The organism is Pseudomonas thivervalensis, from assembly GCF_001269655.1.
GTDB classification, from domain to species: domain Bacteria; phylum Pseudomonadota; class Gammaproteobacteria; order Pseudomonadales; family Pseudomonadaceae; genus Aquipseudomonas; species Aquipseudomonas thivervalensis.
Genome location: NZ_LHVE01000007.1, coordinates 748,899 through 773,254 on the forward strand (window position 1 = coordinate 748,899; position 24,356 = coordinate 773,254).

At 60.9% G+C, this 24,356-nt stretch carries 25 protein-coding genes; 12 read left to right on the forward strand and 13 right to left on the reverse strand.

Going from position 1 to position 24,356, the window contains the following annotated elements; genetic code table 11:
* Positions 1–63: 63 nt before the first annotated feature.
* The 4 genes from AD659_RS11065 to AD659_RS11080 all read left to right on the forward strand — a co-directional run bounded on the left by AD659_RS11065 (position 64) and on the right by AD659_RS11080 (position 4,999).
* On the forward strand, positions 64–537 hold the full coding sequence (locus AD659_RS11065; RefSeq protein ID WP_053121090.1) for a MarR family winged helix-turn-helix transcriptional regulator: 474 nt from the start codon (positions 64–66) through the stop codon (positions 535–537).
* Positions 534–2,003, forward strand: coding sequence for an efflux transporter outer membrane subunit (locus tag AD659_RS11070; RefSeq protein ID WP_053121093.1), 1,470 nt, complete (start codon positions 534–536; stop codon positions 2,001–2,003). The genes AD659_RS11065 and AD659_RS11070 overlap by 4 nt, the downstream gene beginning before the upstream one ends.
* Before the next feature lie 15 nt (positions 2,004–2,018).
* On the forward strand, positions 2,019–3,218 hold the full coding sequence (locus AD659_RS11075; RefSeq protein WP_053121096.1) for an HlyD/EmrA/EmrK family protein: 1,200 nt from the start codon (positions 2,019–2,021) through the stop codon (positions 3,216–3,218).
* A 251-nt stretch (positions 3,219–3,469) separates the two neighbouring features.
* Positions 3,470–4,999, forward strand: a complete 1,530-nt coding sequence (locus AD659_RS11080) for a DHA2 family efflux MFS transporter permease subunit (RefSeq protein ID WP_053121097.1) — start codon at positions 3,470–3,472, stop codon at positions 4,997–4,999.
* A 114-nt stretch (positions 5,000–5,113) separates the two neighbouring features.
* Here the strand turns inward: AD659_RS11080 and lpxH are convergent, their stop codons facing one another.
* Positions 5,114–5,881: a UDP-2,3-diacylglucosamine diphosphatase gene (gene lpxH, locus AD659_RS11085; protein WP_053121100.1), complete on the reverse strand. Its 768-nt coding sequence runs from the start codon at positions 5,879–5,881 to the stop codon at positions 5,114–5,116.
* Positions 5,878–6,381, reverse strand: a complete 504-nt coding sequence (locus tag AD659_RS11090) for a peptidylprolyl isomerase (protein ID WP_053121103.1) — start codon at positions 6,379–6,381, stop codon at positions 5,878–5,880. Before AD659_RS11090 ends, lpxH begins: the two co-directional genes overlap by 4 nt.
* 249 nt (positions 6,382–6,630) lie before the next feature.
* Here AD659_RS11090 and AD659_RS11095 point away from each other — a divergent pair, with 249 nt between their 5' ends.
* From AD659_RS11095 to AD659_RS11115, 5 genes are all read left to right on the forward strand, one after another.
* Entirely contained in the window at positions 6,631–8,328 is a 1,698-nt protein-coding gene (locus tag AD659_RS11095) for a glutamine--tRNA ligase/YqeY domain fusion protein (protein ID WP_053121106.1), read from the forward strand.
* A 21-nt stretch (positions 8,329–8,349) separates the two neighbouring features.
* A complete protein-coding gene (gene cysS, locus AD659_RS11100; RefSeq protein WP_053121108.1) occupies positions 8,350–9,732 on the forward strand; it encodes a cysteine--tRNA ligase in 1,383 nt (460 codons plus the stop codon).
* A gap of 100 nt (positions 9,733–9,832) precedes the next feature.
* Positions 9,833–10,141: a transposase gene (locus AD659_RS30165; RefSeq protein ID WP_231987638.1), complete on the forward strand. Its 309-nt coding sequence runs from the start codon at positions 9,833–9,835 to the stop codon at positions 10,139–10,141.
* Between the two features lie 26 nt (positions 10,142–10,167).
* Positions 10,168–10,974 (forward strand): IS3 family transposase, encoded by an 807-nt coding sequence (locus AD659_RS11110; protein WP_231987738.1) that lies wholly within the window; start codon positions 10,168–10,170, stop codon positions 10,972–10,974.
* Positions 10,975–11,199: 225 nt separating this feature from the next.
* Positions 11,200–12,081 (forward strand): LysR family transcriptional regulator, encoded by an 882-nt coding sequence (locus AD659_RS11115; protein WP_053121110.1) that lies wholly within the window; start codon positions 11,200–11,202, stop codon positions 12,079–12,081.
* 200 nt (positions 12,082–12,281) lie between these two features.
* Here AD659_RS11115 and AD659_RS11120 read toward each other — a convergent pair whose 3' ends face one another.
* The 4 genes from AD659_RS11120 to AD659_RS11135 all read right to left on the reverse strand — a co-directional run bounded on the left by AD659_RS11120 (position 12,282) and on the right by AD659_RS11135 (position 15,448).
* A complete protein-coding gene (locus tag AD659_RS11120) occupies positions 12,282–12,980 on the reverse strand; it encodes a helix-turn-helix transcriptional regulator (protein WP_197676975.1) in 699 nt (232 codons plus the stop codon).
* A 3-nt stretch (positions 12,981–12,983) separates the two neighbouring features.
* Entirely contained in the window at positions 12,984–13,916 is a 933-nt protein-coding gene (locus AD659_RS11125) for an NAD(P)-dependent alcohol dehydrogenase (RefSeq protein WP_053121114.1), read from the reverse strand.
* Positions 13,917–14,088: 172 nt separating this feature from the next.
* Positions 14,089–14,478, reverse strand: coding sequence for a putative quinol monooxygenase (locus tag AD659_RS11130; protein WP_053121116.1), 390 nt, complete (start codon positions 14,476–14,478; stop codon positions 14,089–14,091).
* 76 nt (positions 14,479–14,554) lie between these two features.
* The gene (locus tag AD659_RS11135; RefSeq protein ID WP_231987693.1) at positions 14,555–15,448 is read right to left on the reverse strand and encodes a LysR family transcriptional regulator; all 894 of its coding nucleotides are present in this window, start codon (positions 15,446–15,448) and stop codon (positions 14,555–14,557) included.
* A 182-nt stretch (positions 15,449–15,630) separates the two neighbouring features.
* Here AD659_RS11135 and AD659_RS11140 point away from each other — a divergent pair, with 182 nt between their 5' ends.
* The 3 genes from AD659_RS11140 to AD659_RS11150 all read left to right on the forward strand — a co-directional run bounded on the left by AD659_RS11140 (position 15,631) and on the right by AD659_RS11150 (position 17,749).
* Entirely contained in the window at positions 15,631–15,930 is a 300-nt protein-coding gene (locus tag AD659_RS11140) for a hypothetical protein (RefSeq protein ID WP_053121120.1), read from the forward strand.
* A 69-nt stretch (positions 15,931–15,999) separates the two neighbouring features.
* Positions 16,000–16,695 carry a type 1 glutamine amidotransferase domain-containing protein gene (locus AD659_RS11145; RefSeq protein WP_053121121.1) on the forward strand — a complete coding sequence of 232 codons (696 nt, stop codon included), beginning with the start codon at positions 16,000–16,002 and terminating at the stop codon, positions 16,693–16,695.
* A gap of 22 nt (positions 16,696–16,717) precedes the next feature.
* Entirely contained in the window at positions 16,718–17,749 is a 1,032-nt protein-coding gene (locus tag AD659_RS11150; protein ID WP_053121123.1) for an amidohydrolase family protein, read from the forward strand.
* Between the two features lie 37 nt (positions 17,750–17,786).
* Here the strand turns inward: AD659_RS11150 and AD659_RS11155 are convergent, their stop codons facing one another.
* The 7 genes from AD659_RS11155 to AD659_RS11185 form a co-directional block, all read right to left on the reverse strand.
* Positions 17,787–18,566 (reverse strand): SDR family NAD(P)-dependent oxidoreductase, encoded by a 780-nt coding sequence (locus tag AD659_RS11155; protein ID WP_053121125.1) that lies wholly within the window; start codon positions 18,564–18,566, stop codon positions 17,787–17,789.
* A 77-nt stretch (positions 18,567–18,643) separates the two neighbouring features.
* Positions 18,644–19,882: a TIGR02270 family protein gene (locus AD659_RS11160; RefSeq protein ID WP_053121127.1), complete on the reverse strand. Its 1,239-nt coding sequence runs from the start codon at positions 19,880–19,882 to the stop codon at positions 18,644–18,646.
* Positions 19,883–19,897: 15 nt separating this feature from the next.
* Entirely contained in the window at positions 19,898–20,764 is an 867-nt protein-coding gene (locus AD659_RS11165) for a hypothetical protein (RefSeq protein WP_169788899.1), read from the reverse strand.
* A gap of 2 nt (positions 20,765–20,766) precedes the next feature.
* A complete protein-coding gene (locus AD659_RS30355) occupies positions 20,767–21,678 on the reverse strand; it encodes a DUF4150 domain-containing protein (RefSeq protein WP_053121129.1) in 912 nt (303 codons plus the stop codon).
* Positions 21,675–22,739, reverse strand: a complete 1,065-nt coding sequence (locus AD659_RS11175; protein WP_231987691.1) for a 3-oxoacyl-ACP synthase — start codon at positions 22,737–22,739, stop codon at positions 21,675–21,677. The genes AD659_RS30355 and AD659_RS11175 overlap by 4 nt, the downstream gene beginning before the upstream one ends.
* A complete protein-coding gene (locus AD659_RS11180) occupies positions 22,736–23,878 on the reverse strand; it encodes a DUF2169 family type VI secretion system accessory protein (protein ID WP_053121131.1) in 1,143 nt (380 codons plus the stop codon). The genes AD659_RS11175 and AD659_RS11180 overlap by 4 nt, the downstream gene beginning before the upstream one ends.
* A gap of 12 nt (positions 23,879–23,890) precedes the next feature.
* The gene (locus AD659_RS11185; RefSeq protein WP_053121133.1) at positions 23,891–24,349 is read right to left on the reverse strand and encodes a DUF6484 domain-containing protein; all 459 of its coding nucleotides are present in this window, start codon (positions 24,347–24,349) and stop codon (positions 23,891–23,893) included.
* Between the last annotated feature and the right edge of the window lie 7 nt (positions 24,350–24,356).

The following is a 24,356-nucleotide window of genomic DNA, read 5'->3' on the forward strand; positions in this document are numbered from 1 at the left end:
TTTGCTGCCTAAGCAGTAATATCTCGACATACATTCACTGCCTAGGCAGCAAACGGTGCTCAGATGAAGCATTTCACCCCAGACGAATTCCACAATTGCCACCTCGGCATGCTGCTCGGCCGCGCCGCGCTGCTCAAGGACCGGATCATCGACACCCACATGGAGCCCGTCGGCATCACCGCCGCACAGTTCAAGGTGTTGATCATCATGGCCCAGCACGGCATCGACACGCCGGTCGAACTGTGTCGCTACCTGTCCCTGGACAGCGGCTCGATGACACGGATGCTCGATCGCCTGGAGCAGAAAGGTTTCCTGGTCCGCCAACGCTCGGCAGAGGACCGCCGCCAGGTGCAATTGGTGCTGACCGAAGCCGGCCAGGCCCTCGCTGACCGCCTGCCGTTCATCGGTGCCGACGCCATGAACCAGTTGGCCAGCGCGATCAGCCGCGAGGAGTTGCAAACCCTCGAAGACATCCTCAAGAAAATACTGCTCGCCGCCGGTGATCCCATCACCGTGTTGCGATTGGGGGATAAATGAAACGTCAAACCTTGCGTGCCCGCTTGGGCCTGGTGCTGTTGGCCATGAGCCTCGCCGGTTGTGCCAGCTACAGCGGCCTGAAGACCGAAGGTGTGAGCCTTGAGGCCAAGAGCCTCCAGGCTGGACAGTCGTTGAACGGGGTCACACTGTCGCCGGCCGCGTGGCCGAAAAACGACTGGTGGACAAGCCTCGGTGACCCACAACTCGACGGCCTGATCCGCGAAGCACTGCGCGATAGCCCGGACATGCAGGTCGCCAGCGCCCGGGTCCATCAGGCCAGTGCCGCGGCCTATGCCGCCAACGCGGCGCGCCTGCCGACCCTGGATGCCAGCGGCAGCGTCAGCCGTTCGCGCCTGGCCCGTGACCAGGACCCGCAAGGGCAGGGCGGGGCCTACAGCACCCTGCGTTCGCTGAGTGTGGACTTCAACTACAACTTCGACCTCTGGGGTGGCCAGCGTGCCGCCTGGGAGGCCGCGCTGGGTCAGGCCCGCGCCGCCGAGATCGATCGCCAGGCCGCGCAACTGACCCTGGCCGCCGACGTGGCCCGGGCCTACAGCGACCTGGGCCAGGCCCACATCCTTCATGACCTGGCCGCCGAGGACCTCAAGCGCACCCGGCAGATGCTCGACCTGGGCAAGCGCCGTCTCAGCGCCGGGATCGACAGCGAATATCAGTACCAGCAGACCGAAAGCCTGGAAGCCAGCGCCGATGCGACCCTGATCGACGCCGAGAAACGCCTGCAAAGCGCCAAGATTGCCTTGGCGGTATTGCTGGGCAAGGGCCCGGACCGCGGCAATGAAATCGCCCGGCCCAATGTGCTGCAAGCCAACGCGGTCGCCTTGCCGTCGAACCTGCCGGCCGAGTTGCTGGGCCGCCGTCCGGACCTGGTCGCGGCGCGTTGGCGGGTCGAGGCGGCGAGCAAGGACATCGAGGCCGGCAAGACCAACTTCTACCCCAACCTCAACCTGAGCGCGGCGGCGGGAGTGCGGTCGTTGCTGGGCGATGCGATGTTCGGTTCGCCCAGCCGCTTCTTCAACGTGGCGCCGACCGTGTCGCTGCCGATCTTCGACGGCGGGCGCCTGCGGGCGGACCTGGATGCCCGGGACGCCGATTACGACCTGGCGGTGGCGCAGTACAACAAGAGCCTGGTCACGGCCCTTGGCGACGTCAGCGACACCATCAACCAGTTGCGCGACATCGCTCGCCAGATCGGCGCCCAGCAACATGCCACCGATATCGCACAGAACTCCTACGACACCGTGGTCCAGCGCTACGGTTCGGGCATCGGTAATTACCTGGACGTGCTGAGCATCGAGCAGCAACTGCTCCAGGCCCAGCGCCAACTGGCGAACCTGAATGCCGAGCAGATCGATTTGTCGATCCAACTGATGCAGGCCCTGGGCGGTGGTTTCGAGGCCCAGACCCTGGCCGCGGCCACCCCGGCCTCTACCGCGCCAAATAACTGATTCGAGGTACTTGTCATGGCGACTGCCGAAACGACTCAATCCGAACAAACGCAAGACAGCGGCAACCCACGCAAGCGCAAGGTCATGCTGCTGACATTGACGCTGCTGGTCATTCTTTCGGGCCTGGGCGTCTGGGCCTGGCATGAACTGTATGGCCGCTGGAGCGAAAGCACCGACGATGCCTATGTGAACGGCAACGTGGTGGAAATTACCCCGCAAGTCACCGGAACCGTGGTGAGCATCGGTGCCGATGACGGCGACCTGGTGCGTGAAGGCCAGGTGCTGGTGCAGTTCGATCCGAACGACGCCGAAGTCGGGCTGCAAAGTGCCCAGGCCAACCTGGCCCGGACCGTGCGCCAGGTGCGGGGCTTGTACAGCAACGTCGATGGCATGCGGGCGCAGGTCAATGCCCAAGAAGCCGAAGTGCAAAAGGCCCAGGAAAACTACAGCCGACGCAAGAACCTGGCGGCCGGCGGGGCGATTTCCCAGGAAGAACTGTCCCACGCCCGGGATGACCTGACCTCGGCGCAGAACGCCCTGGCCAATGCCCGGCAACAGCTCAAGACCACCAGCGCATTGGTGGATGATACCGTGGTGTCGTCCCATCCCGATGTGCAAGCCGCCGCCGCGCAACTGCGCCAGGCCTTCCTGACCAACGCTCGCAGCACCTTGATCGCGCCGGTCACCGGCTATGTCGCCAAGCGGACCGTGCAACTGGGCCAACGGGTGCAACCGGGCACGGCGTTGATGGCGGTGATCCCGCTGGATCAACTGTGGATCGACGCCAACTTCAAGGAAACCCAACTGCGTGACATGCGCATCGGCCAGCCGGTGGACATCGAAGCCGACCTGTACGGCAGCGATGTGAAGTACAGCGGCACCATCGACAGCCTGGGCGCCGGGACCGGCAGTGCGTTTGCCTTGCTGCCAGCGCAGAACGCCACCGGTAACTGGATCAAGATCGTCCAGCGGGTGCCGGTGCGTATTCACATCAATGCCCAGGAACTGGCCAAGCATCCGCTGCGGGTCGGCCTGTCGACCCTGGTCAGCGTCAACCTGCACGACCAGAGCGGCCCGGTACTGGCCCAGCAACCACCGCAGAAAGCCTCGTTCAGCACCCAGGTCTATGACCGGCAACTGGCCGATGCCGACGCGATGATCACCCGCCTGATCCACGACAACAGCGCCGCAGCCAGCAAGACCGCGCAGCGCTGAACTAGCTTCGTCGAACGCCTGTGGCGAGGGAGCTTGCTCCCGCTCGGCGGTGTGTAGGAGCTGACGAGTGAAACGAGGCTGCGATCTTTCCCCAGACAATTGAGTCGCAAGCGAAAGATCAAGATCAAAAGATCGCAGGCTTCGCCAGCTCCTACAGAGCCCAGCGGGAGCAAGCTCCCTCGCCACAGGGCGTAATTCCATTTCATCGGGGCGCCAGTAATTCACCACCTCCGTTTCATAGGATTTTCGCAATGAGCAATAACGCGTCCTTCACGCCGCCCAGCCTGTTGCTCAGCACCATCGGGCTGTCGCTGGCGACGTTCATGCAAGTGCTCGACACCACCATTGCCAACGTCGCCTTGCCGACCATTTCCGGCAACCTGGGCGTCAGCTCGGAGCAGGGCACCTGGGTGATCACCTCGTTCGCGGTGAGCAACGCCATCGCCCTGCCGCTCACCGGTTGGCTCAGCCGGCGCTTTGGCGAGGTGAAGCTGTTCTTGTGGGCGACGATGCTGTTCGTGCTCGCTTCGTTCTTGTGTGGCATTTCCACTTCGATGCCGGAGCTGATTGGCTTTCGCGTGCTCCAGGGGCTGGTGGCCGGGCCGTTATATCCGATGACCCAGACCTTGCTGATTGCCGTGTACCCGCCGGCCAGGCGGGGCATGGCCCTGGCGTTGCTGGCGATGGTCACGGTGGTGGCGCCGATTGCCGGGCCGATCCTCGGCGGCTGGATCACCGACAGCTACAGCTGGCCGTGGATCTTCTTCATCAACGTGCCCATCGGCATCTTCGCGGCAATGGTGGTGCAACAGCAGCTCAAGGCGCGGCCGGTGGTCACCAGCCATCAGCCGATGGACTATGTGGGGTTGATCACGCTGATCATCGGGGTCGGCGCGCTCCAGGTGATCCTCGACAAAGGCAACGACCTGGACTGGTTCGAATCGAACTTCATCGTCATCGGTGCGCTGATTTCCGTCATCGCCCTGGCGGTGTTCGTGATCTGGGAAATGACCGATCGCCATCCGGTGGTCAACCTGCGGCTGTTTGCCTATCGCAATTTCCGCATTGGCACCCTAGTGCTGGTGGGCGGCTACGCCGGGTTCTTCGGCATCAACCTGATCCTGCCGCAGTGGTTGCAGACGCAAATGGGCTACACCGCGACCTGGGCCGGGCTGGCGGTGGCGCCGATCGGTATCCTGCCGGTGTTGATGTCGCCTTTCGTCGGCAAGTACGCCCACAAGTTCGACCTGCGCTTGCTGGCCGGGCTGGCGTTCCTGGCCATCGGCCTGAGCTGCTTCATGCGCGCCGGCTTCACCAATGAGGTGGATTTCCAACACATTGCGATGGTGCAGTTGTTCATGGGCATCGGCGTGGCGTTGTTCTTCATGCCGACCCTGAGCATCCTGATGTCGGACCTGCCGCCGCACCAGATTGCCGATGGCGCAGGGCTGGCGACGTTCCTGCGGACGCTGGGTGGCAGCTTTGCCGCGTCGTTGACCACCTGGATCTGGATCCGCCGCGCGGACCAGCATCACGCCTATCTGAGCGAAAGCATCAGCACCTTCGAGCCGGCCACCCGCGAAGCCCTCAACCAGCTCGGCGGCGCGAGTGCCCCGGCCTATGCCCAGCTCGACCAGATCCTCAACAGCCAGGCGTACATGCTCTCCACCGTGGATTACTTCACGCTGCTGGGGTGGGCGTTCATGGGGTTGATCGTGTTGGTATGGCTGGCCAAGCCGCCGTTTGCGGCGAAGGCGGGGCCTGCTGCCAGCGGTCATTGATGGCGGGCGCAGTCCAACCTGTGGGAGCGAGCCTGCTCGCGAATTCGGATTATCAGTCAGTGATGTTTTGACTGACACACCGCTTTCGCGAGCAGGCTCGCTCCCACAAGGGATCTATATGTAGTCAGGGATTGTGTCTGGTGCCGGCAGTTGTGGCGGCGGCGCAAACCCGAACGGCGCCAACGCAAACCCCTGTTCATCCACCTGCAACGCCCAGCCTTGCTTGTCCCAGTCCCCCAGCACGATCCGCCGGGCGGCGTGTTCGCCCAGTTGCAGCTTGTGGATGGCGGGGCGGTGGGTGTGGCCGTGGACCAGGGTCTTCACGCCGTATTGCTGCATGATCCGCGGGATCTCTTCGGGCGTGACGTCGACGATGTCATTGGCTTTCATGCGCGTCTGCGTGCGGCTTTCGCTGCGTAGTTTGCGCGCCAGTTTCTGGCGGCTGCCCAGCGGCAGGTGACGCAGGATGAACAGCGTGACCGGGTTGCGCAGCCAGCGCCGCAGCTTCATGTAGCCTTCGTCGCGGGTGCAGAGGCTGTCGCCGTGCATCAGCAGCACCGGTTCGCCGTTGAGCTGCACGACACTCGGGTCCTTGAGCAGGGTGCAGCCGGCCGCTTTGCAAAAGGCCTGCCCCAGCATGAAGTCGCGATTGCCGTGCATCAGGAAGATGGCCGTGCCGCTGTCGCTCAATTGGCGCAGGGCCTGGCAGATGGAACGCTGGAACGGCGTCATGGCATCGTCGCCGATCCAGGCTTCGAAAAAGTCGCCCAGGATGTACAACGCTTGCGCCGAGCGGGCGCGTGTGGCCAGTAAATCCAGAAACGCCCGGGTGATGTCCGGGCGCTCCTCTTCCAGATGCAAGTCTGAAATCAGCAGTATCACTCAATGATCTCGGCTTTCTCGATGATCACGTCTTCTGCCGGGACGTCCTGGTGGCCAGCCTTGGAGGTGGTGGCGACGCCTTTGATCTTGTCGACCACGTCAGTGCCGGCGGTGACCTTGCCGAATACTGCGTAGCCCCAACCCTGGACGTTCTTGCCGCTGTGGTTCAGGAACGAGTTGTCGGCGACGTTGATGAAGAACTGCGCGGAGGCCGAATGCGGTTCCATGGTGCGGGCCATGGCAACGGTGTACTTGTCGTTGGAGAGACCGTTGTCAGCTTCGTTCTGGATGCTTGGGCGCTTGTCTTTCTTTTCCTTCATGCCCGGCTCGAAACCGCCGCCCTGAATCATGAAGTTACCGATCACACGGTGGAAAACGGTGTTCTCGTAATGGCCGGCCTTGACGTATTCAACGAAGTTGGCAACGGTAATCGGAGCCTTCTCGGCGTTCAGTTCCAGGACGATGTCGCCATGGTTGGTGGTCAGTTTGACTTGGGTCATGATTACTACTCTTTCAAGAAATTCGTGGGTTTCGGGGCGCGAACGCCCGCAACCGATCTGGCTGCAATCGCCAGGCTGGGGCAGTTTAGCGCGCCAGGCACGAATTTCGAGGCTGTTTTTCATCGGGTCGTCGATTAAATTCAATCGTTTGCCGGCCTGGCCTGTCAGGTGCTTGACAGCATCGGCTATGATACGGGCTTTGATTTATCAGGCCGCACCCGGCCGCGCACTTGTATGTTCAAGGATCCTATGAGCAAGCCCACTGTCGACCCTACCTCGAATTCCAAGACCGGCCCGGCCGTGCCGGTCAATTTCCTGCGCCCGATCATCCAGGCGGACCTGGACTCGGGTAAGCACACACAGATCGTCACTCGTTTCCCGCCGGAGCCCAACGGCTACCTGCACATCGGCCATGCCAAGTCGATCTGCGTGAATTTCGGCCTGGCCCAGGAGTTCGGCGGCGTCACGCACCTGCGTTTCGATGACACCAACCCGGCCAAGGAAGACCAGGAATACATCGACGCGATCGAAAGCGACGTCAAGTGGCTGGGTTTCGAATGGTCCGGTGAGGTGCGCTATGCCTCGCAATATTTCGATCAGTTGCACGACTGGGCGGTGGAACTGATCAAGTCCGGCAACGCCTACGTGTGCGACCTGACCCCCGAGCAGGCCAAGGAATACCGCGGCAGCCTGACCGAGCCGGGCAAGAACAGCCCATTCCGTGAGCGCGGCGTGGAAGAAAACCTGGACCTGTTCGCCCGCATGCGCGCCGGTGAATTCCCGGACGGTGCTCGTGTGCTGCGTGCCAAGATCGACATGGCCTCGCCGAACATGAACCTGCGCGACCCGATCATGTACCGCATCCGTCACGCCCATCACCACCAGACAGGCGACAAGTGGTGCATCTACCCCAACTATGACTTCACCCACGGCCAGTCGGATGCCATCGAAGGCATCACCCACTCGATCTGCACCCTGGAGTTCGAGAGTCATCGTCCGTTGTATGAATGGTTCCTCGAGCACCTGCCGGTGCCGGCCACCCCGCGCCAGTACGAATTCAGCCGCCTGAACCTGAACTACACCATCACCAGCAAGCGCAAGCTCAAGCAACTGGTGGACGAGAAGCACGTCAACGGTTGGGACGACCCGCGCATGTCGACGCTGTCGGGCTTCCGTCGTCGCGGCTATACGCCCAAATCGATCCGCAACTTCTGCGAGATGATCGGGACCAACCGTTCCGACGGTGTGGTGGATTTCGGCATGCTGGAATTCAGCATCCGTGACGACCTGGACCACAGCGCCCCGCGCGCCATGTGCGTGCTGCGTCCGTTGAAAGTCGTCATCACCAACTATCCGGAAGGCCAGGTCGAGAACCTCGAACTGCCGCGCCATCCGAAAGAAGACATGGGCGTGCGCGTCCTGCCGTTCGCCCGGGAAATCTACATCGACCGTGACGACTTCATGGAAGAGCCGCCAAAAGGCTACAAGCGCCTGGAGCCTGCCGGTGAAGTGCGCCTGCGTGGCAGCTACGTGATCCGCGCCGACGAGGCCATCAAGGACGCCGACGGCAACATCGTCGAGCTGCGTTGCTCCTACGATCCCGACACCCTGGGCAAGAACCCGGAAGGTCGCAAGGTCAAGGGCGTGATCCACTGGGTGCCGGCCGCCGCCAGCGTCGAGTGCGAGGTGCGCCTGTACGATCGCCTGTTCCGTTCGCCGAACCCGGAGAAGGCCGAAGACAGCGCCAGCTTCCTGGACAACATCAACCCTGACTCCCTGCAAGTCCTCACGGGTTGTCGTGCCGAGCCATCGCTGGGCAACGCACAGCCGGAAGACCGTTTCCAGTTCGAGCGCGAAGGCTACTTCTGCGCGGATATCAAGGACTCGAAACCTGGTGCTCCGGTGTTCAACCGTACCGTGACCTTGCGCGATTCCTGGGGTCAGTGATCAAGTCTTAAGGGAAACCCTGTGCTTACGATCTACAACACGCTCACCAAGAGCAAAGAAGTCTTCAAGCCGCTGGATGGCAACAAGGTCCGCATGTACGTCTGCGGCATGACGGTGTACGACTACTGCCACATCGGCCATGGTCGCAGCATGGTCGCCTTCGACCTGGTGACCCGTTGGTTGCGTTTCAGTGGTTATGACTTGACCTACGTGCGCAACATCACCGACATCGAAGACAAGATCATCAACCGTGCCCGTGAAAACGGCGAGCCTTACGATGTGCTGACCGAGCGCATGATCAACGCCATGCACGAGGACGAGGCTCGCCTCAATATCCTCAAGCCGGACCTGGAACCCCGTGCCACGGATCACATCCCCGGCATGCTGGCGATGATCCAGACCTTGATCGACAAGGGCTACGCCTACGCGCCGGGCAATGGCGACGTGTACTACCGCGTTGCCAAGTTCATGGGCTACGGCAAGTTGTCGCGCAAGAAGATCGAGGACTTGCGCATCGGCGCACGCATCGAAGTCGACGAATCCAAAGAAGACCCGCTGGACTTCGTGCTGTGGAAAGGCGCCAAGCCGGGCGAGCCTAGCTGGGATTCACCATGGGGCGCCGGGCGTCCGGGCTGGCACATCGAGTGCTCGGTGATGTCCACCTGCTGCCTGGGCGAGACGTTTGACATTCATGGCGGCGGCAGTGACCTGGAGTTCCCGCACCACGAAAACGAAATCGCCCAGAGCGAAGCGGCCACCGGCAAGACGTACGCCAATGCCTGGATGCATTGCGGCATGATCCGCATCAATGGCGAGAAGATGTCCAAGTCCTTGAACAACTTCTTCACCATCCGCGACGTGCTCGACAAGTACCATCCGGAAGTCGTGCGTTATTTGCTGGTGTCCAGCCATTACCGCAGCGCCATCAACTACTCGGAAGACAACCTCAAGGACGCCAAGGGTGCCCTGGAGCGTTTCTACCATGCCTTGAAGGGCCTGCCCGCCGTGCCTCCGGCCGGTGGCGAAGCGTTCGTGGCGCGGTTTACCGAAGTGATGAACGACGACTTCGGCACGCCGGAAGCCTGCGCGGTGCTGTTCGAGATGGTGCGTGAGATCAACCGCCTGCGTGAGAGCGATCTCAATGCCGCGGCCGGTCTCGCGGCCCGCCTGAAAGAGCTGGCCAGCGTGCTGGGTGTGTTGCAGCTCGAAGCCGATGACTTCCTGCAGGCCGGCGCCGAAGGTCGCGTGGACGCCGCCGAGGTCGAAGCGTTGATCCAGGCGCGCCTGACAGCGCGGGCCAACAAGGACTGGGCCGAATCCGACCGCATCCGCGACCAGATCACCGCCATGGGCGTGGTGCTGGAAGACGGGAAGGGCGGGACGACCTGGCGATTGGCGGACTGAGTCCATAAGCAGTAGCCACTGTGGGAGCGAGCCTGATCTGGCCTAATGAATTTGGACACATCAATAGGGCGCTATGATGGCGCCCAAATCTGAGGTGTGCATGATGATGCGAAAATCCTATTCCAGTGAGTTCAAACTCAAAGCTGCAAGCATGGTGCTCGATGAGGATCAGCCGATTCCCGAGATCTGTGCCAGCTTGGATATCGGCCCAACAGCCCTGCGCCGCTGGGTCGAGCAGGTGCGAAAAGAGCGCGCCGGATCGACGCTTGTCGGTACCAAGGCAATCACCGCCGATCAGAAGCAAATCCAGGAACTTAAAGCCCTGCTCAGGCAGAAAGACCGGGATATCGAAATCCTAAAAAAGGCCAGTGCTCTCCTGCTTTTAGACTCCAAAGATCATTCCCTCTGATCAGTGAGCTAGGCGAGCAGTACGGCATTACAGACTGCTGCCGCGTGTTTGAAGTCAACCGCAGCAGCTATTACGCCTGGCGTCAGCGCCAAGGTAAAACCAACCCGGAGCGCGAAGCGCTCAAGGTTGTTCTAATTAAATACCACAAGGCATCAAAAGGCTCGGCAGGTGCACGAACCCTCTCCGAAGACCTGCGGGGCGACGGCCATCAGGTGGGCCGCTATATGGCCCGCGGGTTGATGAAGGAAGCTGGGATCGCTAGCCGTCAGCGCAGACCTCACAAGTACAAGTCATCGGGCGTTGAGTCGCTGGTGGCTGAGAATGAGCTGGACCGTGAGTTTTACGTAGCTGATATCAATAAGGTTTGGTGCGCAGATATCACCTATATCCAGCTGGGCAAGCGCTGGCTCTACTTCTCAGTCGTTCTGGATCTATTTGCGCGACGAGTAGTGGGCTGGTCGTTTTCACTGGTCGCCGACGCGACACTGGCGCGCGAATCACTGCGAATGGCCGTCGAATTGAGAGGGCGACCTAAAGGCGTACTGTTCCATTCTGACCAGGGATGTCAGTACACCAGCCATAAATTCCGGGACGAACTGGTGGCGCACGAGCTTAAGCAGAGCATGAGTCGAAAAGGCCAATGCTGGGATAACGCCCCGATGGAGCGTTTTTTTGGCAGTTTGAAGTCCGAGTGGGTGCCTGAAGAGGGATACAACTCGGAACACGAAGCCCGAGTTGATATAAACCGCTATGTGACGCGCTACAACAATGTCAGGCGCCACAGTTACAACGGTTACCACTCACCTGTAGCAGCGGAAAAGCTGGCTGCGTGAGAACCGAAAAAAATGTCCAAAATTACTGGACCAGTTCAGCATCGACGTCGATATGGGTATTGGCAATCGTCATGTGTCACCTGCTTGGAGCGCTTCTGACCCGCCGGACGGCGGCGTCAATCGCAGATTGATAGGTGCCGACTACGGTAAGTGCCCATTCATGGCGAGACAATAATGCTAGAGTGCGCAACACATCGGAAAAAATGTCCGCAATAGGAGCCTGGCGTGGAATCACTGAGCGGGATCGATTTTTTTGTGCGCGCAGCCGAAACCCGCAGCTTTTCAGAGGCGGGCAGGGCGCTGGGCATTTCGTCCTCGGCGGTGGGCAAGAGCGTGGCGCGGCTCGAGGAACGGCTGGGTGTCCGCTTGTTTCATCGCAGCACGCGCAGTATCACGCTGACGGCGGAAGGCACGCTGTTCCTCGAGCGTTGCCGGCGCATTCTTTGCGAAGTCGAAGCGGCCGAGCAGGAGTTGTCACAAACCCGCGAAGCGCCGCGGGGCAAGCTGCGCGTGAGTTTGCCCCTCGTTGCGGATCTGGTCATGCCGACGCTGATCGCCTTCATGCGCCGCTACCCCAGTATCGAATTGGACCTGGATTTTTCCGATCGACTGGTGGACATCATCGAGGAAGGTTTCGATGCGGTCATTCGAACCGGGGAGCCGAACGATTCCCGGCTGATGTCCCGCCCGTTGGGCACGTTCAAGTTGGTTGTGGTCGCTTCGCCCCGGTACTTCGCCGCACACGGCACGCCGAGCGTGCCGGCGGACCTGCAGCGGCATGCCTGCCTGTTGTACAAATTTCCCAGCACCGGCAGGATGCAAGTCTGGCCAGTAAACGGGGCAGGGGAGTCGGATCTCAACCTGCCGGCCACGCTGGTCTGCAACACCACGGAGGCGTTGCTGCATGTGGTGCGCGATGCGCTGGGGATTGCCTGCGTACCGGATTTCACCGTGCGTGAGGCTATCGCCGCCGGTGAGCTGGTCACCGTCCTGGATGACTTCAACCGGTATCAGAACACCTTCCGCATGCTCTGGCCTTCAAGCAAGCACCTGTCGCCGAAACTGCGGGTGTTCATTGATTTCATGAGCAGTGAATTGTTCAAGTGACGCTTGGGCGCTTTTGTGGCGAGGGAGCTTGCTCCCGCTTGAGTGCGCAGCGCTCATCGCCTTTTGGGGGCCACTGCGCGCCCCAGCGGGAGCAAGCTCCCTCGCCACAGGACCGTGCCGTTCTCGAAGTCCTTGTGGCCCTGTAGCTGAACCATCGCTATCGCGAGCAAGCTCCCTCCCACAGGGGAACCGCGCTGGTCCTAGCTGCAATCCTTCTGTTTGCACGGGTGCGCTTCCCGGGAGCGCCACTCCTTGACCAGCTGTTGCCTGGGGCGGGCGTAGCGCTCCTCCTGGACTTCCACCCTGATGATCCGGTCCGTTCGGAATAGACGATAGTCGCCGCGCAGTTCGCACCAGCCTGCGATATACCGCTGCGACTCGACAAACCCGAGCATGATCGGCCAGAGGGTTCGCTGCGTCTGTTCCCCGTTTTCATCCTTGTAGACGATCTGCATTTTTCGTTGTTCGCGAAGTGCCAGCCGGACCTGCGCCAGATCCAGCGCCGCCGCGCCTTGATTGCGACTGACATAGATCGTGTCGCTGTCCAAAGTTCGCCGCATGTGCGGCGGCAGGACACTGTCGATTTTCGCCAATGCATTTTGAACAGCGCGAGCCAGGCCTGCATCGGTTTGGCGGCTGACCCACTGTGCGCCGGCCATCAACGCCTGGATCTCTTCCTCAGTGAAACTCAAGGGCGGCAACAGAAAGCCCGGACGCAAGATGTAGCCAACGCCGGGTTCTCCAACGATCTCCGCACCCATCGACTGCAGCGTGATGATGTCCCGTCGGATGGTCCGCAATGACACATTCAGCTCGCGGGACAGCGTGACACCGGAAACGGTCCCGCGATGGCGCCGTAGCACCTGCATGAGGTCGAATAATCTATGGCTTCTTGACACGCTTCAGTCCATGGCCACAAGGGCCTTGCCACGCAATTTCCTGCCCCCCTCAATGGCCGCGATAAGCTCGATCGCATCGTCGAGAGGCACCACCTCCGCTACAGGAAGCCGGAAGCGGCCATTCTGGGCGGCCTGGGCGAGCGTGTCGAGGACGTCCGGACGCGGCGTGCAGATGACGGGTTTCAAGCGCTTGTCAAAGAACGAACGGAGGAACTTGCCGGGGCTTGGATTCAGGTCAAGCAGTACGCCGCCTTTGCGCAGCAGGTTGAGGCCGACCGGCAGGGACATCGTGGCCGCCGTGTCATACACCACATCGAAACGTTCAGGCAGCGTGGACAGATCGGTTTGGCGATAGTCGTGAACCGTATCGACCCCGAGCTGCCGCGCCCGCTCCAGCGTCTCTTCACTGCACGAGCCGGTGACAGTGGCCCCGACCATGCGCGCTATCTGCACGCAGGCTTCACCGACCGCGCCACTGCAACCATTGATGAAGACACGCTGGCCCGTGCTCAGCCCGGCCTTGTCCCGTAATCCGTTCCAGGCGGTCATGCCCGGAGTCCCGAGGCAAGCGGCCTGCTTGAAGGAGACGTCATCGGGTTTGCTGGCCAGCAGCGATTCCTTGGTGATCACGGCTTCTGCCAAGGCACCACTTTCCTTGAAACGAGCGAGCCCAAAAACAGCATCCCCCACTTTGAACCGCGTCACGTTACTGCCCACTGCCATGACGGTGCCCGAGAAGTCCATGCCCATGGCTCGGGGGAAGGACCTGCCCGTGACAATCTTCATCTGGCCAAGGCGCAACTTCCAGTCGATAGGATTGATGGCGGCGAATCGGATGTTCACAGCGACTTCGCCCGGGCCTGGCGAAGCCAACGTGAAGGCCTCGAGCTTCATCACTTCCGGCCCGCCGTAATGGTAATACTGGATACGCTTCATAGCCGACGCTTACTCTGGATGATGGATGAGAGGGAACAGGGCTGGGGCAGGGGTGCTAAGCGCATCGTTTCCTGCGACCAACCGTTTCACTCTAACCATCGACAGGGTCAGTTTCTGTCACCATCGTTTTTCCGCAAGGCATCTGCCTGGCTTGGAAGACATCGTTCCGGTTTCACTTCGAACTCAGTTGGATCGGCGTCGTCTCGATCAACCGTCTGGAGAGGATCATCGACTTGGTTTGCTCTACGTACCGTTTGAAATGCGCAGACCCGATGTGGGACAGGTAGGCTTGCTCGTCAGCGTAGATTTCGAAGAAGTGGAGCAAGTGAGGGTGGTCTTTATCCGCCACCGAATAGATGGCAATTACCCCAGGCTCCACGCGCGCGGAGATCTCCATCTCTTCCTTGACGATCTGGGTATAGCGTTGCAGTTGCTCCGGATCGATCTCGAGCTGTGCGACACGCACCACCACCGTGGATGGAAATGTCTGCGCGCCGGTCCCGCCGGATGCAAGCAGGCAAAGCACCATCGCGCATTTGGAAAACCATTGACGAATGTTCATGACAACTCCTGGCAAGGGATGGGTAATTCAATGACTCACCCACTGGCGGCACTCTGTGGGTGACGGTTTTTCTGGCTCACAGCTTCATGATTTCTGGCAGTTGGCTGGCAAGCACGTCAATGATGTGGCGCAGCCGCATAGGCATTTGCCGCATCTCGGGTGAAACGGCATGACAGTCCATCGTGGTGGGCGGATGCGTTTCCAGGAGCTGGACGAGGACACCGGAGCGCAAGCGATCACGCACCAGCCACGAAGGCAGCCAGCCGATTCCCATATCGGCCTCGACAGCATCGGCGATCAATGAAAGGTCATTCAAACGAATGCGCGGGGAAAGAGACACCGTCTTGAGTTGACCGTCGGTATCCGTAACGGCCCAGGGTTGCGTGTAATCGCGCCGGTGATACAGCACCGCGTCGTGGCCGAGCAATTCTGGCAGGCTGCGAGGCTGCCCGTTTTTGGCCAGGTAGCCTGGCGATGCGCAGAGCAGTTTTTGCTGGACCGCCAGACGTTGTGCGCGCAGACCGCTGAGTTGCGCCAAGGGACCAAAGCGAATCGCGAGATCGAAGCCTTCGGCAATCAGGTCTACGGACTGGTCGCTGAAATGCAATTCAAGTTCCAGCTTGGGATGCTGGTGGGCCTGTTCCAGCAAGATCGGGCCGGCGCAGTATTGGCCGAACAAGACCGGCATCGTTACACGCAGGCGCCCGGTGATCTCTTGCTGGCCCGATTCCAGCAGGGACTGAGCCGAGCGGACTTCCTCCAAGGCGCGAAGGCAATGTTCGTAATATACCTGGCCGGCCTCGGTCAGGCTTTGGGTCCGGGTGGTCCGATGAAACAGGCGAACGCCCAGCCGCTCTTCCACCCGACCAATCGCTTTGCCCACCGCCGATCGCGTCAGCGACAGCTGTTGCGCCGCCCGGGAAAACCCACCGGCGTGCACGACTTCGACGAACAGCGCAACGCCATCCAATGGATCTCTCATACGGCCCTGGCTCCTGGATTGGTTCCCATGGTTCAACTCTGTGGGGAAAAAATATCGGTAATGGAGATTATTATTCCACTATAAGCTACAGCTTCATTGATATTGGTGTCCAGGCGGCGCCAGTGCGTCGACTTCACCCGAGCCATGTATCCCGACCAAGGAGCCGTACCATGAAACTGCTTTGTCTCGACATTCCTCAACCTGGCGCCAGTCTTGAGAAATATCAGCCGCACCTGCTCGACGAAGCCCGTCACGCCTGGCAGCTCTACAAGGGCGGCATCGTGCGCGACTTTTATTTTCGCCAGGATCGCCCAGGCGTGGCGATTATCGCCGAGGCCGACACTGTGGAATCCGCCAGGGAGGCGTTGAACGCGTTCCCCTTGGCCAAAGCCGGGCTCATCGACTGGGAGATCATTCCGCTCGGTCCCTTCATGAACTGGGAAATGCTCTTCGCGCCCGATAACGCCTGACGATTATTGCGGCGCAGGCATCGTGAGCAACGCACCAGCCTTCTTCGTTTCAACCAAGGGCCCAAGACCATGACCCAGCAAGCTTCTGAGCTCAACCCAGTCCTTTTCGTCGTCACCAGCAACGCGGTAAAGGGCGCGTCTGGCCTTCCCACCGGTTTCAACTTGGCCGAGGTCACTCATCCATTGGAAAAATTGCAGGAGGCGGGCATCCGTGTCGAATTGGCCTCCATCAACGGCGGTGCCGCGCCCTTGGATGGCCTGGAGGATATGAGTGATCCGGTCATTGCCCGCTATTGGGCCGATACCGATTTCCGCCATGCGCTTGAGCACACTTTGCCCATGAATGAGGTGGAGCCGGCACGCTACTCGGCCATTTTCTTCGCCGGCGGCCACGGTACGATGTGGGATTTCCCCGATAACGTTGCCGTACACGCGGCGATCCGCGAAATCGACGCGGCCGGTGGCATCGTTTCGGCGGTCTGTCATGGGCCGGCCGCCTTGGTCAACGCACGTCGAGCCGACGGTAGCCTGCTCGTGGCCGGTAAGCGGGTCGCCGCCTTCACCGACAACGAGGAGGAGGAAGTGCAGTCCACCCATGTTGTGCCATTCCTGTTGGCCTCGACGCTCACCCGACGCGGCGCACATCACCAGCAGGCGGCTAACTGGGCGGACAATGTGGTCGTCGATGGTCGCCTCATCACCGGTCAGAACCCGCAGTCCGCCGCCAGCCTGGGCGAAGCACTGCGAGATGCGCTGTTAGCGTGATGACTTGTGACTAGGGGGCACTATGCAACTGATCTGTGTTGAAGAGCACGTACTCGACCCCGCCATGGGCATTGCCACCCAGGCCCTCGTACGTGCCGAGGCCCCCTATCTTTCTGACTGGGGCAGCCGGGTGGTCGATGGCGTACAGGTCGCGGACCCCGATCGACCGCATGTTATTGCGCCCAGCGAATCAGCACGCAAGGCGCTGGAGACAGGCAAGTCACGCTTGCTCGACATGGACTCGGCGGGAATCAGCATGCAGGTGCTTTCCTATGGCGGGTTTCCTCAGCTGTTGCCCGCCTCGCAAGCCATTGAGCTGTGTCGTGCCGCCAATGACAAACTGGCAGAGACGGCACAGGCTCATCCCGATCGTTTCAGCGGTTTTGCCACGCTTCCGTGGCAGGCACCCGAGGCGGCGGCGCGTGAGTTGGAGAGGGCGGTGAAGGTGCTCGGCCTCAAGGGCGCGCTGATCAATGGTCGCCCTGGGGACACCTTCCTCGATGATGCTCGCTATGCCCCGATTCTCGCCGCCTTCAATGAGTTGAACGTGGCGCTGTACGTCCATCCGGGGCTGCCGCTGCCTGCCGTTCAAACAGCGTATTACGGCGGGTTCGAGCGCGAACTCAGTGCACGCCTTTCGATGTTTGCTTGGGGGTGGCACAACGAGGCGGGTATTCAAGTCGTGCGGATGTTGCTCGCGGGTGTGTTCGACCAGCATCCCCATTTGCAAGTCATCAGCGGGCATTGGGGCGAAATGGTGCCGTTTTTCCTGCAGCGCCTGGAAGATTCCATTCCTCAGGAAGCCAGCGGCCTGAAACGTCCCATCGGCCAGACTTACCGCGAGCATGTCTACGTTTCGCCCAGTGGCATGCTCACGCTCCCGCACTTCCAGTTTATCCACGCGCTCATGGGGGCCGAGCGTATCCTGTATTCCATCGACTATCCCTACCAGAGCCTGGATGGCGCTCGCGCTTTCCTCGATAGCCTGCCTATCACTGAGGCGGACAAGGCGCTCATCGCTCACGGTAACGCCGTGCGGTTATTGGGCCTATGACGCGAATCGTGGCGAATGCCCGGGGCGCCTGTTCAGCTCAAGGCGCCTTATTCTCGACCAGGCAGTTCCCGCCATCCACCACAATGACTTCGCCAGTGAGGTAGCTCGCCTCTGAAGACGCAAGAAAAGCCACTAGTGCCGCCACCTCTTCGGGGCGTCCGGCGCGGCCCATTGGCGTGTAACCGGCCGCCTTGGCTTCCTCGGCGGTGGTCGACCCTGTGCTGATCCAGCCGGGCGCGACGCTGTTTACCGTGATGCCTTGCTGGGCGACTTCCAGCGCCAGGCTCATGCTCATGCCAACCATCGCCGCCTTCGCCGCGCTGTAAGCCGCTTCACCAGGGTTGCTGCAGCGGGTGCCGGTCGTGGAGCTGATGTTGACGATGCGCCCGTAACGGCGCGCCCGCATACCGGGCAGAACCGCCCGGGTAAGCAGAAAGGCCGTGGTGAGATTTCGCGCCAGTGTCAGGTTCCAGGTGTGCAGGTCCATGGTCGCCAAGTCGGAAAAGAACTCCGGACTGCCTTGCATGGCCATGCCTGCGTTGTTCACCAGAATATCGACCTGCCCCCAGACGGATTCTGCCCACTCCATAAACTCACGGACCTGGGTTTCATCGGTAAGATCGAGGGCCCGTCCTTCGACTTCGAACCCTTCGGCACGCAGTTCTGCGACGCGTTCGAGGATACGAGCACTGCTGGCAGTGATGATCAGTCTGGCGCCGGCGTTACCCAGCCTGCGGGCGATCGCCATACCGATTCCGATCTCACTGCCAACCCCACTGATGAGTGCCACAGGGTTCTTTCCGCTTGCGTTCGGCATGGTGCCTCCAAGGGGGTGTCATTGATTGCGGGCGTCGCAGCGCTATACACACCCTGGTCAACGCCCGAACGCCGCCGTCATCCCAACAACCGCTTTTGCCGCCAGGCCGGTGCGCTGGTGGGGAAAAGCACTTCGGTTGGACGAAAGCGCGCGAGACCGCAGGCGGCGGCGACGCGCTGGCGTTGCTGGCCGCGGACAAGGGCTTGCTGAAAACTGTGTTCGCCATGGGCCAAGCCCAGCATATAACGATTACCCACCTGGAAGTCTCCGCCATTGGCATGCCACCAGCCATCGATTGCCTGCGGGTCGGGCCAGGGCAGGTTCTCGTCGGGGTCCATGGCCACGTTGGGGTCCTCAGGGTTGTCGTTCGGGCCCGCATCGAAATCCGGCAGGGCCTGCAATTCCAGGTCGAGTAACGCCAGGTCCGCACCGGTGATCAGGCTGAAGGCTTCGCCGGCGACCCGGGCATAGGGCAGGTCGCTCATTTGCTGGATCAACCACGGAACGCAGACCGGATCGCCCAGCAGCCCAAGGGCCTGGATGCCGATGCGTCGATCCCTGGGATCCTGCACCCACTGGCGTATCCAGGCGATGCTGGGCTCGCGTTCCTGCCAGGTCAGCAACACGCAGAGCGCGCGGTATTGAAATTCGCCCGGTTGCTCGGCGAATGAACGCAGAGGTTCCAAGGCCTGCTGATCACCCATCTGGGCGGCGGCCCAATTGGCCCAGAAGCGCGTGGCGGCGTCTACCTGTAGACACTGGGCTCGAATCGCTGGCAGCAGGTCACGACGACGCAACTCGCCAGCTGTGCGGGCGGCACGTGCCAGCACGCTTGGGGCGGCATCGGAAAGTCCGGCCAGCAGGGCGGGACCAGGATCGTGGCGATGCATGCCGCAGGCTGCCAGGCCGAGGCGGCGGAACAGAGGCTCGGGGGAGGAGAGCATGCGGTCGATCCAGGGCGATACCCGTTCCCAGTCGAGCCACCCCAAGGCCATCAGGTAACCTCGCTCGGTTTCCATGGCCGTTCTCAGGTGCTCGCTGAGCCGCGACAGCGCCTGTGCATTGGCCGCTTCGAAGGACAGCAGCACACTGGCGAACATCTCGCCGACGGTGTGCGGGCCGAGCTGGGCCAGCAGGGTCTCCAGGCCTGTCGAGCCGGCGATGCGCAGGCCATCGAGATGGGCGTCGATACGCTCGTCCAGTTTGCTCAGGTCATCAAGGTCGTAATGGGGCGCTCGTACGGCGTGATCGTGCAGGAGGATGAGGAAGCAAGCTTCTTCGGCATGTTGCTCGATCATTGATGAGATGGGGACCATGACGCCTCTGTCTTGTTACGGCACCAGGTTTCCAAAGAAATAACGTCCACCGACTTCGAAGTGCTGGGGAGAGGCCATGTATTGGTCCAGGACGACCGCTGCATTCAGGGGTTGGAAGTCGCCGTTTTTTCCATAGAAGCTGGAGCAGTCAACCCCGGTGTACACCTCGAACTTCCGTCTCCAGAGCAAAAAGCCGCTCCAATCGATCCATTCGTCAGTGTTTTTTGGGGCCAGGGCCTTGCGCATGAACCAGGCCTGTTTGTTCATATCGACCGGTAGGCCGCCCAAGATCGAAATTCTGTCGTTCCCATGGGCGTTCTTCAGATTGGCAAGTCGCGAATCGACAGCCGCCCGGTAGTCGCCTTCGCTCAGACCACTGTCGTAGAAATCGGGCTGGCCGCCCACGGGGTCAAGAAGGTTTGAAATGTTCGCTTCTACGGCTTCCTGATCGGCTCGTCGTTCCAGCATGCGCCGCGCTTCGACCATGAACGGTATCAGCCATAGAACACCCGACCACTGAGCCGCCAGGCAAGCCTCGATGCGTAGATAGTCGGGTCCGTCGATCATGAGTTCGGCCAGGAAATCCAAATCCGTATCCAGGCCCGCATCCGCGGTCAGGCCCAGGCAGGCCGACACCAGCGTTGGCGCGCTATCGGTGTCCAATATCCATTTCCTGAGCTGGGAAACATGACTGTAATCTGCATGTTTTGCACGCTCCAGAGTCGAGGCAAGTGCAATCCAGGGGTCATTGCTCTGCCATCCGTCAGGCGACAACACGGCTTCGGGGGCCGCACTGACGTAGTGGTATCCGCGGCCTTTCCAATAGAAGCAATCGTGAAGGAAGTCTGGTCGGTGGGTGTACTTGTAAGTGGCAGCGCTCATCGCTAGGACCTTCGAAAACTATTGGCGCGTTTGTCTTGCAGGGCACTCAACTCTGTTTCGAGTTTGGCACACTTGCGGCCAGTGGGCGCCAGATTTCCTTGGCCGGCGGGGCAACCTCCGGCCGCCTTGGGGACTCTATGGGCAACTGGGTCGCCCTGGCTCACGCCTTTCCATTCCATATAACTGGGTCTGTTCATTGCCCAGTCGTTCTCAATGTTCTTTTTCTCCCGCGTGTCCGTCTTGTAGTATTTATTGCAACCGCTCGGTGGCTTCCCGGCGGGCGGTAGCAGGTGCTTGCACTTGGGGTTCGCTCGGACCTTGGCGAGGACGGCAGCGTTCTCGGGACTTTGCGCGGTGTCGTAGAACTCAGCTTCCGACATGTACTCCCCGTTCGCTTGGGCCTTGGAGTGCGCCGCGCCGCCACAGCATTCACACTTATGCTTGCCCGGCACTTTGGAGTCTTGTTGCACCGGGCTGTATTTGGCGGTGTTGACCATGGGCACCGCCGCATTCGCCGCAGGGCTGGCATGATTCGAGGTGGTGAGGTCGGTATGTCGGTCTACGTTCTGGCCTTCGAAAAGAACATCCATTGACCATGAAACAAAATAGGTCTTGCCGGTAATGACGTGAGTGATGACGCCTGCACCCTGGCTTCTTGTAGCGGCTTCATCGCCCAGCGGTGAGGTTTTATAGAAGGAGCGATTTTTTAGCATGATCTCCTTGTTTTCGATCTTGACGGTCTTGCTGCCTTTCTTCATGTCCTTGGAGAACGAGGTGTCCGGGTAGGGCACCGGGATCGGCCCTCCCGGAGGCGGTGGTGGCGTCAGGCAAACATCCGGGAACGCCGCGATGACCTTGCCACCACCCGCCTTGCAGGCAATCTCATCGCCGTTTGCGTAAACGTCGCAGCTCATAGGCCCCCCTCGGATCGACTGAGGTCGCGCACGACGGCGGCGGCACGCGCGCCAGCCAGGGCGCTGCTCAGACAGATCGCAGTGGTTCCCGGTGCGTAGCCTTTGCGAAACGCCTGCTCGGCGAGTATCAATTGGACGATTGCGGCGATGGCCCCGGTGTCACCCATCGCTTCCGCCCAATGCCACAGCGGCTGGTCCTCTTTTCTGACCGTCCGAAAAAGCCGCGCTTCCATCAAGGGCAATTCCTTGAACCCGTATTGCTCCCCCGTGACATCCGACAGGCGCCAATCAATTTCATGTAACCCCAGTTTTGCCTGCGCAAGCGCCGTGCGCGCGGCGTCGGTCAGTCCCCCTGCTCGCAGGGGCTTGTTCGACAACAGAGGCGCCTCTTCTTGCCCAAAACCCAGGCCTGAAATTGCCAGGCAGGTGCCAGGTTGCCGATAGGCCTGAACCAGGATGGCCGCGGCTCCTTCGCCAGGAAACAAGCCGTCATTGTGAGTGGCCGTTTTCAGCCGGCGATGGTTATCCAGCCATTGCAGTGTCGAGGCGCTGAGCAGCGAGTCAACGCCCGCCACCACGCAGGCGGGGGCGCGCGTTTCCTGCATTAAGCGACTGGCTTCATGGAGGGCATGCATGCCGGCAACATGGCCGGAGGGGATGATCTTGGAATGGTTTGGATCGAATCGGATGCCCAACCTGGAGGAAACATCCTGAATGACGGTCTGGGCTATTTCCCTGATGTCGATGCCTGGACGCTCCGGTTCAGCCAGGCACAGGAGAAAAGGCACCGCTTGCCAATCCAGTTTGGGCGCACTGTGTATCAGCTCGACCAGTGCATGCATCAAAAGCTCGGACATCCGCGTTGAGGCCGGCAGCGCCAGGTCAACGCTGGGCACCGTCGCACCGATGATGGGCTCGCAGGCGTTGTCGAGGAACGGCAGCTCCTGGAGTGCGGAAAGCCCGGCTCGCTTGGCAGCACAGGCGCTGGCGACGCACAGGCCCACGGGACAAGCCATGCCCATGCTGGTGACGAAGAGGGCGGGCCCCTGCATGGACGTCATATCTCCTCTTCCGCGGGAGGATACGCTTGCTTTGTCCACGCCACGAGTTGAGCCAATGACTTGAAGTGCTGCTTACCTCGCATGCGTTCTTCGTTGGCCTTGGCCTGTTCGAACTGTTCGGCGGTTTGCCCGACGATGACCTTGGCGACTTCCTTGATGTTGCGCCCGAGCGGTGAAGACGCTCGCCAGGTCAGCGTCAGGCGATTCGCGTCAGGCTCAAGAATGACAGTGTCGACCACGGCAGCTGTTTCCCGCGCGCTGTCGTCATGAAAAACAACAAGCATCGGTAGTTTCAGGTTTGCCGGAAGCCTGAATGCCGACCGGCCTTTATCGCTCAGATTAAGCAGCGCAACTTCTTCATTCCCCTGGGGATAGTCAATTTGCTGGTCCTCGGGTGCGCACTGGAAGTAGCGCAAGTCAAAATCCTCAGGAAGAAAGGGGAATTGATGATCAAGCCACGCCTGATCATAGGTGCCAGCCCATCGGATACGTTGCTGCCATGCTCGGCCAATCGGGCCAAATGCCATTGGCTTGTAATGTTCGTTCGGGGCGGTGACGGGCCTGTCCAGCTCTTCGGTATTGGGGAGCGGCAAGCCATTGGTCTGAGCACTGCTTGCCGCGGGGTAAAAACCGGCGCCAACAGGGTTCCATGGGTACCATTTGTGTCTGGCCGGGTCTGCATGCGTCCGATCCACGCCGCCAAAGGCCTGCGCATAGGTAATCGGCATGATGGTGAATGGAACAGGCTTGCTTATCGAGTATGAGAGGGCGCTATCCTCATAGACTCGTGCCCCAATCACTTTGAAGGCTTTTACAAGCGTCCCGACCTTCAGCGCTACGTTCACCTCCGTTGCCGGCTCTCCATTGGGGGCGTGACAGTGACCATTCAGCAGGACATCACAGCGTGGCTTGTGCAGTGCAAAATCGTTTTCGTACAAGGCCGCTGATTCACTCGGTTCACCTGGGAATACATCGGCCATGACCAGCGGAACCTGTTGTTCGAGCAGGCGGGGCGTATGTCCAGGGTGATCTGGAATGCCATAGGTTCCTTTTGCTACCACGACCAGCCATTCACGGCCCGTTTTATCGGTTGAGGTCGTATAACCGCCAACGAGACGGGTCTTGTTTACCAATTCCATGGCGTCATTGCCTCAGTTGATCTGCACCGAGCCGCCCTTGATGCGGTTCACGCCGGATGATCGGCTCGACAGGTAGGTCCCTCGGATCAGCACTTTGCCTTCGCGGGTAAGGGTAATGCTCGCCTTGCCGCAGCGCAGGACGATTTCCCGCTCCGCGGTGAACTCCAAGCGTTCGCCGTCCAGGTGGGCGACGGCTGGCGTGGCGGTTTGCGGCAAACGCTGGATGCGACCGATCACCAAAGGCCGCGTCAGGTCGCCGGCCTCGAACATCAGCGCGACCTGGGCACCGATGTCCTCGCGACTGAGGGGGGTAGTGGTGCGCGCGGCGAGGCCGCCCTCGGCCGGGCAGCCGGGAAACGCCACGACCGGAGCGTCCGCCTTGGGCACATCCAGCAGCAGGCCAATCACGACGCCATCCACCCGCACCGGCGTGGTAGTGGAGGCGGTGGGCAGTTGATATTCGACAGTCATCGCGCAC